Genomic DNA, 12994 nt, shown 5'->3' on the forward strand with positions numbered 1-12994 from the left:
TTGACGTTATATCTCGTCGGCCGTACTGTCGTCGCGTGCCCGAACCGACGTCTCCTGTCCCGACCGCGCCGGCGGCCCGTCGCTGGTTGTCCGGTCTGCTGCTGGCGGCCTTTCCGGCCCGGCTGCGACGCAAGCACGGCTCCGAGCTCATCGTCACGATGGTCGAGCTGGCCGGTCCCGGTGGCCGTCCGACGACGGGTGACCGGGCGCGGCTCGTGCTCGACGGCTTGTGGGAGCGTTTCCGGCCGCCCACCAAGCGCCCGTTCGCGGTGCTGGCCGCCGTCCTGGCCCTGCTGGTCGGGGGCGCGCTCGGCGCCGCGGGCGGTTCCTGGCTGGGCACGTTCGGCTACGCGACCCTGCCCGACGCCGCGGCGCTCGGTCAGCGTGCGCTGCCGCAGGTGGAACACGCCTCAGGCTCAGGCAATTATCTGTACGCCCAGGGTCCGCTCGTGCCGGGGGCCGACCTGGAACAGATCCGGCAGCGGCTCGCCGCCGACAGCTGGCAGACCCGGCCGATCAAGAACGGGCACTTCCTGGCCGAGAGCGAGGGCGTGCAGGTCGACGTCCACATCTACCCCGACGTGAACCTCATCGACCTGGCCGGCTGGCCCGCGCGCCCCGGCTCGTACGTGCCGCTGACCTTGACCGGGTTGCTGCTGGGCCTGGCCGGTGGCTGGCTGGTCGGCGTGGCGCTGGCCCACCGCGTGCACACAGCGCGAAAGCCGGGGCGCAGCATCGCCCTCGCCACGACCGGGCTGGTGCTGATCATCCCGTCGGCAGTCGGGTTCGTCGCGTCGCTGGTGCGCTATCTGACCGTGGCCGAGCCGCTCGGCACGGGCGAGCTGGTGCACTTCCACGGCTTCGCCTTCGGGCCGACGATCGACCTGCTCCGGGCGTACGACATGGGGGAGGGTTGGTATCTCACCCCGAGCGACTTTCAACAACTTCCGTTGTACGGGTTCGTGCTGATCGCGGTGGCCGCCGTGCTGGCCCGGCCCCGCCGCGAGTTCGAGGCCGTCGCTTGACGCGGGGTGGCGCGGGATTCGTAGGCTGTCGCGCGATGTGTAGCCGCAACGGAGGTGGAGCGTGAAGGTACGGGTCCGCGGGCTGGTCCTGGCCCTGTTCATCGCGCTCGCCGGGGCGTACGTCGGCGCCTTCGCGGCCGAGCGGATCGCGGTGGAACACGTGCCGCCGCTGCCGTCCGGGGCCGAGGCGCAGAGCCTGTCCGCCACCGCCTTCCCCGGCCTGCGGGTGTTCGGCGGGGGAGACGCGCCGGCGATCGAGCCGTTCGGCGACGGCGAGGGCGTCAAGTACGGCTCGGTCGCCTACTGGGTCAAGCACACCGAGGACACCCGGGACGTCGCGACCTACGCCGCCGGCGTGCGTGATCGGCTGGCCGCGGCCGGCTGGCAGATCCATGACTTCGCCGTGGCCGACCCCGAATCCCTGGTCGACGGGGGCGTCGAGTATCAGGCCGGGTTCCGCGCCACCAAGCCCGGACTCAACCTCTACTTCTCCGACTATTACTGGACGGGCCGTCCGTCCTACGACTCGCCCGGCGCGGCCGCCTTCGACCTGTGGCGGACGCCGCCGCCGTGGTCGGGCACCGCCGGTTGGGCCGGCGCGGCGGTCGGGGCGCTGGTGGCGCTGCTGCTGACCTGGTGGGTCGCTCGGCACGCGGGCCAGGCACGCCCGTTCGCCGCCGTCGCCGCGGTGGCCGCTGTCGTCTTCCTGCTGCCGAGCACGTTGCGGCCGGGCGAAGAGGTGCCCGGGGACAGCCCGTGGTGGGGCGGCTTCTACAACCTCGGGTATGGCCCGGCTCTGCTGTCGGCCCTGCTCGTCGGGTTGATCCTGGTGGTGACGGTGGCGCAGACCCGGCCGGTGCGGGCCGCCCTGGGCTTCGGCGCGACGGCCGTACGGCGGTGGCCCAAGACGGCGGTGGCGGGCCTCGTGCTCGTGGCGCTCGCGTTCGTGCTGCCCGGTGCGCTGCGGCAGACCGGCGTGACCGGCCCCGACTGCCGGCCGGCCGGGTTGCCGGCCGAGGCGTCCGCGGCCGAGACCCGTACGAGCAAGCACGTGAAGATCTTCGTCGACAACGCCGCCACCGAGCAGGAGCGGGCGTTGATCGACGCGGCCATCTTCCGCAGCCGCTCGGGCAGCCTGGGTGAGCTGATCTGGCAGCCCGACTCGGCCGGCTTCCGCGACACCTACTGCGCCGGCGGTCCCGTGCCGGCCGAAGCCGTGGCGGCCCTGCCGTACTACTTCGACGTCGAGCTGGCCAACCCGGCCTACCTGCCCGCCCTCACCGAAGAGGTCAACGGGCTGGCCGGCGTGCTGGCCGTGCACCGCACCCCGTGACCTGGCTGATCCTGTAGCAAAAAGGCGGGAGGCGCGCCGGGCAACCGCGGGTTTCCAGCCGAACCGCTGCCGGTTCCGCGCCGTCGGGCCGGGCCGGGATGGGCCTTCGGCGATCGAGATCAAGCCGTTTGACGCTGTGCGGAATGTCCACAATCGCCCATTCTTTACTCAGCTCCGGATGACGGCGTCGCACCCTTTCGGACGAAGGAACAATGCCGGGAAACCGGGTCCGCTGTGCGAGGCAGGCCCGACGCCCCGGCCCGACGCCGGCATCCGGAGCCTTCTTGTTCCTCGCCTGACGCGGGCAGGCGGGGTGAGGTTTCCCCACCCGCTTTCTGCGGCCTGCCGGATGGTCCCGCCCCGCCCGGGGGAGAAGCATGGGCGCATGACGTCTCCACTGCTGGTGGGCCTGCGGACGGTGGTGGCCGGGCGCGACGAGATGCTCGAGGTGGTGGCCCACCACATGTCCATGATCGCCGTCCGGGCCGAGACCGCGCCGTACCGGTCGAGCGACGACCTCGACGCCCGCAACTCCGAGTTCGTGGCGATCGCCGGGGCCTCGCGGGCTGCCCTGCACGACATGCGCCGCCTGCTCGGCGTGCTCCGCAGTGACTCGGTCGACGCCGATCCCGCCCCGGCCCCGGGCCTGGCCGACCTCCCGGCCCTGGTGGACACCGCGACGACATCGACCGCGTCGTCGAGCACTCGCCACCCGCCGTCACGATCCGCTCCGGGTCGTGACGGCGGATGATCTCGAGCGCGCGGCCCGGCTGGGCCGGCACGACCTCGCGGGCCTCGACCCCGTGCTGTTCGGCCAGGCCGGTGTCGTCCATGGCCACGGGCACGGCCTCGGTCGGGCCGTCGTGGGGCGGAAGCACAGCTCGCAGCACCTCCGCGCCGACGGCGTAGCCGCGGCGGGCCACGTCGAACGGAAACTCCGGGGCCAGTTCGCGCCCGCTGGAGGTCGCCGCTCCCTGCCACTGCGGCCACACCGGCCGCAGGCTTCCGCCGGTCATGAGAACCTCCGAGTGACGTTGACGACAGGTTGGATTTCAGGGATCGCCCGTCAAACCTCTGGTAAACAACGGGTATGGCGTTCGAGTGGTCGACGGTGGGCACCGTCGTGATCAACGGTGTCCGGCTCGGCTACCGCGAGTGCGGCGACACGGCCGGGGTGCCCGCCGTGCTGCTGCACGGCACCGGCAGCAGCGCCGACACCTGGGACCGGCTGGCGCCCCAACTGGTCGGGGCGGGGCACCGGGTGATCGCCATCGACCTGCGTGGACACGCCGCCAGCGACCGCACGTCCGACTACCGCCTGGCCAGCCTGCGCGACGACGTGCTCGGGCTGATCGACCACTTCGACCTCAGCGACGTCGTGCTCATCGGGCACTCGGTGGGGGCGTACGCGGCGCTGGCCGCGGCCCAGCACTCGCCGCACCTGATCACCCGCCTGGTGCTGGAAGACCTGGCGGCCCCGCCGCGGTGGGGTGGCGTGTTGCGGCTGATGGCTGCCGCGGGCTCCGGTCTGCCCGGCCGTTCCGGGCACGCGCTGGCCGTCATGGGCGCCATCGTCAGCCAGTTGGTGCGACCCGACCCGGAGTGGTGGGCGCGGCTGGGCGGTGTGCGGCAGCCGACGCTGGTCTTATCCGGCGGCCCGACCAGCTGCATCCCGCCGCGTCGGCTGGCCGAGATGACGGCGGCCATCCCCGGCGCCCGGCTGGCCACGATTCCTGTTGGCCACCGGGTGCACAGCCTGGCCCCCGAGGCTTTCCACGCCGAGGTCATGGCCTTCCTGAACGCAAGCGTGCCCGCGCGATGGCTCGCACCCTCGTGATCTACAAGGACGACGGCCTGCGGGTGTTTGCGGGTCCGGCCGGATTGCTGTCCGGCCGATACGATTCGTTCCATGGCTGCGCCGTTCATGATTGCTCTCCGCGGTTACGACATGGGCCAGGTCGATGCGGTCCTGCGGCAGGCCGATGACGCTCTGGCCTCGGGCAGCGCGACCCTCCGAGCCGCGGCCAGGTCCGCCCTGCAGAGCGTCGAATTCAGGGAGCGCTTCCGCGGCTACGCCCGGATCGAGGTCGACCGAGCGATCGAGGAGCGCCTCCAGCAGCTCGCATAGGCGATCTTGCGCCCTTCGGGGGCCGTTCGGGCAGTCGTAGTCGCGATGGCGTCACTGGTGTTGTCGCCACGGAGGAATCCCCAGTAGACCGTGAGGGACAGCTACCGTCCGCTCACACCTGGTGGTTCATGACCTCGCCGCACAGCGACCCGGCCACGCTGCCGGATCCGGCCCCGGCCCGCAGCCTCGACGACCTCACCACCCTGCTGCGCGCCTTGAAGGCCTGGGCCGGCAACCCGTCGTACGAGCTGATCACGGAACGGGTGAACAGCGAGCGCCCGGCCAAGAGGGCCACGGTCAGCGACTGCTTCCGCAGCGGCCGCCGGCGCGTGGACAACGACCTGTTCATCGCCGTGGTGCGCGCGCTGCGGCCCGACCGCGGCTACGTAGCCCAGTGGCGCCAGGCTCTGCGCGTGGTCGCCGGCGAGACGCGGGCCGCGGCCCAGGTGCGTACGCAGGATGCCCTGCCTGCCGACCCACCCGAGTTCACCGGACGCGCAGCCGAGCTGTCCCAGCTGCGCCGCGACCCGGCCGGCCTGGCCACGATCGAGGGCATGGCCGGCGTCGGTAAGACACAACTGGCCGTCCACGCCGCCCACCTGCTCGCGGCCGACCACCCGTACGACCATGTCCTGTTCGTCGACCTGCGTGGCTTCCACATCGACCCGGCGCAACCACCGGCCGACCCCTCCGCGGTTCTCGACAGCCTCCTGCAGCTGCTCGGCCTACCGGCCCGTCGGATCCCGCACGACCTGACAGCTCGAGCCGCCGCCTTCCGGGACCACTTGGCCCACCGCCGGGCGCTGATAGTCCTCGACAACGCCGCCGACGACCAACAGGTACGCCCGCTGCTACCCGACGCCCCGGGCGTCCGCACCCTGGTCACGAGCCGCCGCAGCCTGGCCACCCTGGCCGCGTCCACCCGCCTCACCTTGAGCGTGTTCACCCCCGACGAAGCCCGAGCCTTCCTGTCCCAAGCCGGCAACCCGCTCCCCGGCGACTCGCATACGGCTGCCCTGGAACCGGACGGCTCGCAGGTCAGAAGCCCGAGACTCGACGGCGGGCACGCGGCAGATCTGAGAGTTGACGGGTCGCAAGTGGCGAGCTCCGGACCGGACCTCCCGCACGCGGGAACCCGAAGCCCAAACGAGCAGCGCGCGGCACGCCCGATCGCCGACGACTCGCACGGGGCCAGGCTGGACTCGGACGGCTCGTACCCGGGAAGCTTGGACCCCGACGATGCCACAGCCCTCGCTCGTATCGCTGAGCACTGTGGGTATTTGCCTCTGGCGCTCGGGCTGGTGTCGAGCCACGTGCGGGCGCGGCCCGGCTGGACGCTGTTCGATCACGCCGACCGCCTCGATCAGAAGCGTCGCGACCGCCGGCTCGAGACCGGGGTCGAGCTCGCGCTGCGCCTGTCGTACCAGGGGCTGCCGCCCGACCGGCAACGGCTGCTGCGGCTGGTCGCGCTGCATCCGGGCCAGGACCTCGACCCGTACGCGGCGGCCGCCCTGGCCGAGGCCGAGCCGCACGACGTAGCCGCGCACCTGCGGAGCCTTGCCGACGACCACCTGCTGCTCACGCGCCGCCCCGGCCGGTACGGCTTCCACGACCTCGTCCACGCGTACGCGCTGGAGGCCGGCGCCGACGAGGACAGCCCGTCCGAACGCCGGGCCGCTCGCACCCGGCTGTTCGACTACTTCGTGGCGACCGCGGCCGCCGCCATGGACAGCCTGCACCCGGCCGAGAAACAGCGCCGCCCCAAGGTCCCCGAGATCGCTCACGCCCAGCCCGCCCTGAGCACCCCCGAACAGGCCCGAATCTGGCTCGACACCGAGCGCTCCGAGCTGACCGCGGTCGCCGCGACATCCGGCTGGCCTGAACAAACGCTGCGCCTCTCCGGCACGCTGTTCCGCTACCTGGACGGCGGCCACTACAGCGACGCGCTGACCATTCACGGCCACGCCCAGGCCGCCGCCGAGGCGCTCGAGGACCTGGCCGCCCAGGCCCAGGCGGTACTCGGCTACGGCACCACCCACAGCCGGCTCGGCCGCTACGACGAGGCCGGCGAGTATCTGAGGCGTTCGCTCGACCTGTTCCTGCGGGCCGGCGACCTGCTCGGCCAGGCCCGCGCCCTGGCCAACCTGGGCAACGTCGACGCGCGATTGGCCCACTACGCATCCGCCGCCGACTATTACGCAGGCGCGATGCGCACGTTCCGCGACGCCGGCGACCCGGCCGGCGAAGCGCGAGCCCTGGGCAACCTGGGCTCAGTCGAAGAAAGACTGGGCCGGTACGACGCCGCAGCCGAACACCTGTCCTCGGCCGTAGCCCTGTCCCAGTCCCTCGGCGACCGCACCGGACAAGCGCAAAACCTCGACAACCTGGGCTCAGTCGAAACAGCTCGCGGCCACCCCCACACCGCCACCGCCCACCACGAACGCTCGCTGACCCTGTTCCAATCCTTGGGCAACGAATCCGGCGAAGCCTGGGCGCTCTACGGCCTCGGAGCCGCCCAAACCCAGCTCGGCCGAACAACCCCGGCAACCAATTATTTGGTACGAGCCTTGGCCCTCTTCCAAAAAGCCGGCGACCGCGACGGCGAGTCCTGGACACACAACGGCCTGGCCGAAGCCACCCTCACCACCACCGACCGGCTCTCACCCGACGCACCCACCCCACCCGGCGGCTCGGGTGATGCCACGCTGACTTCGACCGCCGAGGTCCCGCGTGACGCGCCCATCCTGCCCGGCGGCTCGGGTGATGCCACGCTGACTTCGACCGACCATGCCTCACGCCAAGCGCACACCCCGCCCGCCGGTGACGGTCTTTTGATGAGTGACGGTGCGACTGATGGCGTTGGTCATCGTGGGGCGGACGCGGTGCGTGGCCGGGTGTCCGAAGCCGTCGCTCACTATCGGGCGGCCTTGTTGTTGGCTGAGGAAGTCGGGGCTCGGGATCAGCAGGCGCGTGCTCATCGCGGTCTGGCCCGTGTGCTGGGGCCGACCGCCGAGGGACGCGACCACGAGGAGCGCGCACGGGCGCTCATGGCCGAACTGGGACTGCCTGTGCCCGATCTGCCGCAGTAGGGCTGCTGTTACGCCGAGCGCGGGGTGGTTTTGGCCAGTTCGGCGAAGTAGGCGTCGGTCAGTTGCTGTAGCACCGAGGGGGTTCCTGGTGGGCGGGGGAGGCCCAGATGTTGCTCGCGCAGCTCGTCCATGAAGTCGTCCCACAGAGGCTGGCCGCCGCGTTCGAGTAGTTCGGCTCGGATGGCCAACTCGGGGGTGACCGGGAGGTGCCGGCGGCCCCATGCGCCGAGGTGGGCCAGGACCGGCACGAGTTGGATGGCGGGCTCGGTGAGGCTGAGCCGGATGCGCTGCTTGTGCGACGGGTCGGGCGCGAAAGTGATCATGCCGAGGGCGGTCAGCCGCGAGAGCCGGTCGGCCAGGATGTTGGACGCGATGCCCTCTTCCGACTCGGTGAGCAGGGCCCGGAAGTGACGGCGGTTGCCGAACATCATGTCGCGGATGATCAGCAGCGACCACTTGTCCCCGAGCACCTCGAGCGACAGGTTGATCGGACACCCCGATCGATTATCGACAGCCACTTTCAAACATCCTTCCGTCCAACCGCTTGCAGCCTACAACCGGTTGGTCCTACTGTGCTAACCAGTTGCAGACAGCAACCGGTTAAACAGGGAGGCCGCCGTGCCGTACATCACCGCTGACCTGGCCATCTCAGTCGACGGCTACTCCGCGGGTGTGAACCAGCGGCTCGACAGCCCGTTCGGCGACGGCCCGGTCGACCAGCTGCACCGGTGGATGTTCGAGACGCCCGATGAGAACAGCGAAGAACTGGCCGCGATCACCGCCGCCGACGCCTTCATCATGGGCCGCAACATGTTCAGTCCCGGCCGTGGCGCCTGGGATCCGGAGTGGCGTGGCTGGTGGGGCGAGGATCCTCCGTACCACAAACCGGTCTTCGTTCTGACTCATCACGAGCGTGACGATCTGCCTATGCAGGGCGGCACGACGTTCCACTTCGTCACCGGGGGCGTCGAAGAGGCGTTGAAGCGCGCGGTCGAGACGACCTCCGACGGCACCATCGCGATTGCCGGCGGCGCCACCACGATCAACCAGTTCCTGGCGGCCGGCCTGATCGACGAGCTCCGCCTGCACATCGCCCCGGTGACCGTCGGCGCCGGCCCGCGTCTCTTCGACGGCGTCGCGCCCCAGACGCTGCGGCAGGTCTCGTCACGCAGCGCGTCCCTGGTCACACACATCACGTACAAGTTCGAGGGCTGACCATGAAAGCGCTGCTGACCTCGGCCGGAATCAAGAACCGCACCATCGAGAACGCGCTGGTCGACCTGCTCGGCAAGCCGATCGCCGAGTCCGATGCGCTGATCATTCCGACCGCGATCTACCCGTTCCCCGGCGGTCCGGCCCTGGCCTACCGGGCGGTGAGCGGCCAGGGTCGTTTCCGCCTGGCCGAACTGGGCTGGAAGTCGCTGGGCATCCTCGAACTCACGGCGCTATCGACTATCGATGAGCAAGCCTGGGTGCCGACAGTCCGCGAGGCTGACGCCCTGCTGTTCTGGGGCGGCGACCCGATGTTCCTGGCCGGCTGGATGCACCGCTCCGGTTTGGCCGACCTGCTGCCGACACTGAGTTCCGATTCCGTGTACGTGGGGGTGAGCGCCGGGGCTATGGCCGCCGCGCCCACGTTCGTCGAGACCTACACCGAACCCCCACGCGGCGTCGACCGTCCTTCGAAGTCCGAGCAGGTCGTCTTCGCCACCCCCGACGGCGACGTCGACCGACTCCTGGTCACCGCCCAGGGCGTAGGCCTGGTCGACTTCGCCGTGATCCCGCACCTGGACCACCCCGACCACCCCGACGCCTCTCTCGCCAACGCCGAGAAGTGGGCCGCCCACATCCCGCACCCCACCTACGCCATCGACGACAACTCCGCCGTAGTCGTCAACAACGGCAAACCCCAGGTCGTCTCCGAGGGCCACTGGAAGTTGTTCCACTCCTGACCACACCCACCTCCACCGACACCCGGGCGGCCGCGGCGAACACCCGCAGATCACCGCCGCTCCGCCGACTCGCAGTCCCGGCAGCTTGAGTCAACGGGCGCGCCCGCCGGTCCGGCACACTGCGTCCGTTCGCGGCTGGGTCATGCTGGCGCGGCGGGCCGCTGGGCCCGGTTGGTGCGGCGGTTCGCCGGCCCGGCTCGCCGGCTCGGCGTGGTGGGTCGCTGAGGGCTGGATCGGGTTGGTGCGGCGGTTCGCTGCAGGCCGGCTCGTAGGTCAGGAAAGGAAATTGCTGGCCGGGGGGATTGTTTCCGCCGTGGTGGCGGCTGCACGGGCGGGCTTTGGTGTTCCGGGAAAGCCGGCATGTGCCCACCGGGGCTTGATTCATATGGTCGGGCCGGCCGTCGACGGCGCGACGACGACGTGCGCTCTTCGCCGAACCTGGACCGGCGGGGCTGAATCCGCCGCAGTCTGCCGCTCGCTGGGCAGAGCCCGACGGCGCTCCGGCGTGGTGAGCCGCTTCGGCCTCCGACCTCCGGTCCGCCGGGCAATTCAATCACGGCTCCGGCTGCGGGGCCGCTGGGTTTGGTGGGGTTGAGTTGTGGGTGGCCGGCTCGGAACTTCGGCGTCGTGTCGGGTTCCGAGCCGGCCCGGTGGTTAGAGGGCCTGGTCGGCGGCCGGCGAGCCGGTGCCTGACTCGGGGCCGGAGGAGCCGTCCTTTTCTGGGCAGTCTCGGTCGGTGGCCACGGCGGGGCCGGTGTCGCTGTCCGGTGTTGCTGCGCGGCCGTTGTCGACGGTTACCTGGACTGCGGGGTCGGCCTGTTCCGGGCCGGCCGCCAAGGCTGTTCCGCCGAATCCCATGGCTACGGCGGCGGTGCCGCCCGCGATGGCGAGACCGACGACGGTTCTGGTTCGCATGCTCACTCCCGACTCTGTTAGTTGTCCGGCGAGACCCCGGACAACCTGGCTGTCCGTAAGACCCCGGACAAGCTGGCTGTCCGTGAGACCCCGGACAAGTTGGCTGTCCGTGAGACCCCGGACAAGTTGGCTGTCCGTGAGACCTGGACTAGCTGGGTTGTCCGCGATGCCCAGACAAGCTGGGTGTCACGTGAGATCCAGACAACCAATCAGTGCCGAAAAATGAGCGAAGCGAGCAGGCTTCATCCGCAGGCTGTGCCGTTGAGGGTGAACGAGGTCGGGCGTGGGTTGCTGCCGGTGTGGGTGGCGTTCAAGCCGAAACTGACCGTCGCGCCCGGGGCCAACCCGCCGTTCCAGGATGTGTTGGTGGCGGTGACCTGTGAGCCCGACTGGGTCACGCTGGCCGACCAGGCCTGAGTGACCTTCTGGCCCGCCGCGTACGGGAAAGTCAGCGCCCAGTTGGTCAGTGCTGTCGGGCCGTTGGTGATGGTGACCGTTGCGGTGAACCCGTTGCTCCAATCATTCGTCGCGTAGGCCACACGGCAGCCCGCAGGCTGCGTCGGCGTCGGCGTCGGCGTCGGCGTCGGCGTAGGTGTCGGCGTCGGCGTAGGTGTCGGTGACGGGGAGGGCGACGGCGACGGCGGCTCGGAAGTCCCCGGCTCCGCACCCCACACCCGGGTAGGACCGTCATACAAAGTCACACCCGTGTTGGGCCCTGCGGCGACCTGATAGGACGGATCGTTGGTCGGGTCCCACGTCCCGCCCTCGACCACGCCGATCTTCAGCTGGACCTCCATGCGATGCGCGGACTGTCCGGCCGGCGCGATCGAATACCCCGCACAATCCACCTCGACGTACCAGACGTTCCCCGAATACTGTTTCGCCGCCGTCGGCCCCGGGCAGCCCTGCGTATAGGGCGACGACACAGTCAAAGCCGCATCCCCGTCCCGCGTGAAGTAGTAACGGAACTTCCCGGCCGTCAACGCCCGCGCTGGAAACGCCGACTTGTTGTAGACGACCACCTTCACACCGGTCGACCGCGTCTCGTTCTGCATAACCGTCGTCTCGACCGACAGCTCCGGAATGTCCGGCACCACGGCAGCCGGGAAACCAGCGGCCGGCGCACCCCCGTATTCGCCGTAGAGCCGCGCCAACGCCGACGTGAAACCAGCGTTGTAATCGGTGGCGACTTCGTTCATCACGTAGTCGCCCCGGCTGTCGGTGTACTTGTCGTCCGGCGCCGACGGACCACCCACCAGCGCCCCGTAGAGCACATGCCGAGTCTCCACCGGCACCTGCTGGCTGTCCCACCACGACCCGTGTGCCGTCCGGTGGTGCGGGTTCTTCGGCGACCCGTTCCCGAACCCGATGACATAGCTGGCGTTCCGAGGATTGGCCCCCAGCGCGTAGTCGATCTGTTTCACCGCGAAGTCGTGATACCGCTGCTTCCGCGTGGCGTCCGCCAACCCGTCACTATGGACCAGCGCCACGAACGCAGTATTAGCCGCGTACCGCAACGCACCCCAGGTGTCGACCACGACCATTCCGCCCGGCGACGTGCGCACCTTTTCGCCGTTCACGCCGACCGTGAACCAGTCCAGCCAGCGGTTGGCGTCGTCCACGTATTTCTGCTTGCCGGTGAGCCGGGCCAGCAGCACGTAATTGCCGTACTGCTTGTTGTCCCACGAGATCGTCCACTTGTACATCTTGGTGTTCGTCTGGTTCTCGTTGCCCTGCGCGTCGTATCCCGCCTCGGCCTTGGCCAGGTACGACGCGTCCCCCGTGGCCCGGTGCAGCCAGATCGCACCCCACACGAGTTCGTCGGCATAGCCGCTCCACGACCGATAGAACGCCGTGGCGTCGGTGATGCACTCGTGGTAGCTCTTTCGCACGTTGTCGGCGAACGCATACAGCTGCTTGGCATGGGTCAAAAGCGTTTCCGCGTACGAAGGGTCAGTCGGCCGGAAGACCAGCGAACTCGCCGCCATGGCCGCTGCCGTCTCGGCCGCCAGTTCGGTCCCGCCGCACGACGCGTCGATTTTGTACGCGGGCCGGGCCATCGGCATCACTTCGGCCGGCCCCCACCATTTGTGGTCGTCGTCGCCCTTGCCCACCTGCCCATAGAGCACATTGGCCGACGGATGCGCCTTGATGAAGTAGTCATTAGGCACCCGCAGGTTGTTGAGCAGGTGGGTCAGCTGCCCCGAATCGGCGTAGGCGGCCCGGTTCTCGACCGCACCCCACGCCAGCATCGTGGTCGTGAACGCCATCGGCAGCCCGAACTTCACGTGGTCGCCGGCGTCGAACCAGCCTCCGGTCAGGTCGAGCCCGACATCCGCCCCGTCGCGCATCGCCGAGTCACCCCGCCACGACACCCGGTTCCAGGTCGGCTTTTTGCCCGACACCTGTGCCTCATAGAAGAACAGTGACTTCTGCAGCGCCTCCCCATAGCTGTAGGCAGGCGCGGCGGCGGCACCGGCCGGCGCCGCGAGCCCGACCAGAACAAGAACGAGGACGGCCAACACGGCGCGCAGTTTCATGGGCACCTCCGG

At 70.0% G+C, this 12994-nt stretch carries 11 protein-coding genes; 8 read left to right on the forward strand and 3 right to left on the reverse strand.

Annotated features, from left to right (window positions below; genetic code table 11):
- Positions 1 to 35 precede the first annotated feature (35 nt).
- The 6 genes from M1L60_RS00415 to M1L60_RS00440 all read left to right on the forward strand — a co-directional run bounded on the left by M1L60_RS00415 (position 36) and on the right by M1L60_RS00440 (position 7575).
- Positions 36 to 1025, forward strand: a complete 990-nt coding sequence (locus M1L60_RS00415) for a hypothetical protein (RefSeq protein ID WP_253235190.1) — start codon at positions 36 to 38, stop codon at positions 1023 to 1025.
- 61 nt (positions 1026 to 1086) lie between these two features.
- On the forward strand, positions 1087 to 2358 hold the full coding sequence (locus M1L60_RS00420; protein WP_253235191.1) for a hypothetical protein: 1272 nt from the start codon (positions 1087 to 1089) through the stop codon (positions 2356 to 2358).
- A 385-nt stretch (positions 2359 to 2743) separates the two neighbouring features.
- Entirely contained in the window at positions 2744 to 3109 is a 366-nt protein-coding gene (locus tag M1L60_RS00425; RefSeq protein WP_253235192.1) for a histidine kinase, read from the forward strand.
- A gap of 339 nt (positions 3110 to 3448) precedes the next feature.
- Positions 3449 to 4195: an alpha/beta fold hydrolase gene (locus tag M1L60_RS00430; protein WP_253235193.1), complete on the forward strand. Its 747-nt coding sequence runs from the start codon at positions 3449 to 3451 to the stop codon at positions 4193 to 4195.
- A 72-nt stretch (positions 4196 to 4267) separates the two neighbouring features.
- A complete protein-coding gene (locus M1L60_RS00435) occupies positions 4268 to 4486 on the forward strand; it encodes a DivIVA domain-containing protein (RefSeq protein ID WP_253235194.1) in 219 nt (72 codons plus the stop codon).
- 128 nt (positions 4487 to 4614) lie between these two features.
- Complete coding sequence (locus M1L60_RS00440) at positions 4615 to 7575, forward strand: tetratricopeptide repeat protein (protein ID WP_253235195.1); 2961 nt, start codon at positions 4615 to 4617, stop codon at positions 7573 to 7575.
- Positions 7576 to 7583: 8 nt separating this feature from the next.
- On the opposite strand, the gene M1L60_RS00445 is transcribed toward M1L60_RS00440, so the two are convergent.
- Positions 7584 to 8093: a winged helix-turn-helix transcriptional regulator gene (locus M1L60_RS00445; protein WP_253235196.1), complete on the reverse strand. Its 510-nt coding sequence runs from the start codon at positions 8091 to 8093 to the stop codon at positions 7584 to 7586.
- Between the two features lie 100 nt (positions 8094 to 8193).
- Here M1L60_RS00445 and M1L60_RS00450 point away from each other — a divergent pair, with 100 nt between their 5' ends.
- Positions 8194 to 8790, forward strand: a complete 597-nt coding sequence (locus tag M1L60_RS00450; protein WP_253235197.1) for a dihydrofolate reductase family protein — start codon at positions 8194 to 8196, stop codon at positions 8788 to 8790.
- A gap of 2 nt (positions 8791 to 8792) precedes the next feature.
- Positions 8793 to 9527 (forward strand): Type 1 glutamine amidotransferase-like domain-containing protein, encoded by a 735-nt coding sequence (locus M1L60_RS00455; RefSeq protein WP_253235198.1) that lies wholly within the window; start codon positions 8793 to 8795, stop codon positions 9525 to 9527.
- 654 nt (positions 9528 to 10181) lie between these two features.
- On the opposite strand, the gene M1L60_RS00460 is transcribed toward M1L60_RS00455, so the two are convergent.
- Positions 10182 to 10442: a hypothetical protein gene (locus M1L60_RS00460; RefSeq protein ID WP_253235199.1), complete on the reverse strand. Its 261-nt coding sequence runs from the start codon at positions 10440 to 10442 to the stop codon at positions 10182 to 10184.
- A gap of 242 nt (positions 10443 to 10684) precedes the next feature.
- A complete protein-coding gene (locus M1L60_RS00465; RefSeq protein WP_253235200.1) occupies positions 10685 to 12982 on the reverse strand; it encodes a glycoside hydrolase family 9 protein in 2298 nt (765 codons plus the stop codon).
- Positions 12983 to 12994 lie beyond the last annotated feature (12 nt).

The organism is Paractinoplanes aksuensis (genome assembly GCF_024137025.1).
In the GTDB taxonomy this organism is placed as follows: Bacteria; Actinomycetota; Actinomycetes; order Mycobacteriales; family Micromonosporaceae; genus Actinoplanes; species Actinoplanes aksuensis.

Coding starts and splice junctions, on each gene's coding strand:
- M1L60_RS00425 (WP_253235192.1), top strand. CDS start 2,744: ATGACGTCTCCACTGCTGGTGGGCCTGCGGACGGTGGTGGCCGGGCGC.
- M1L60_RS00430 (WP_253235193.1), top strand. CDS start 3,449: ATGGCGTTCGAGTGGTCGACGGTGGGCACCGTCGTGATCAACGGTGTC.
- M1L60_RS00435 (WP_253235194.1), top strand. CDS start 4,268: ATGGCTGCGCCGTTCATGATTGCTCTCCGCGGTTACGACATGGGCCAG.
- M1L60_RS00440 (WP_253235195.1), top strand. CDS start 4,615: ATGACCTCGCCGCACAGCGACCCGGCCACGCTGCCGGATCCGGCCCCG.
- M1L60_RS00455 (WP_253235198.1), top strand. CDS start 8,793: ATGAAAGCGCTGCTGACCTCGGCCGGAATCAAGAACCGCACCATCGAG.
- M1L60_RS00460 (WP_253235199.1), bottom strand. CDS start 10,442: ATGCGAACCAGAACCGTCGTCGGTCTCGCCATCGCGGGCGGCACCGCC.
- M1L60_RS00465 (WP_253235200.1), bottom strand. CDS start 12,982: ATGAAACTGCGCGCCGTGTTGGCCGTCCTCGTTCTTGTTCTGGTCGGG.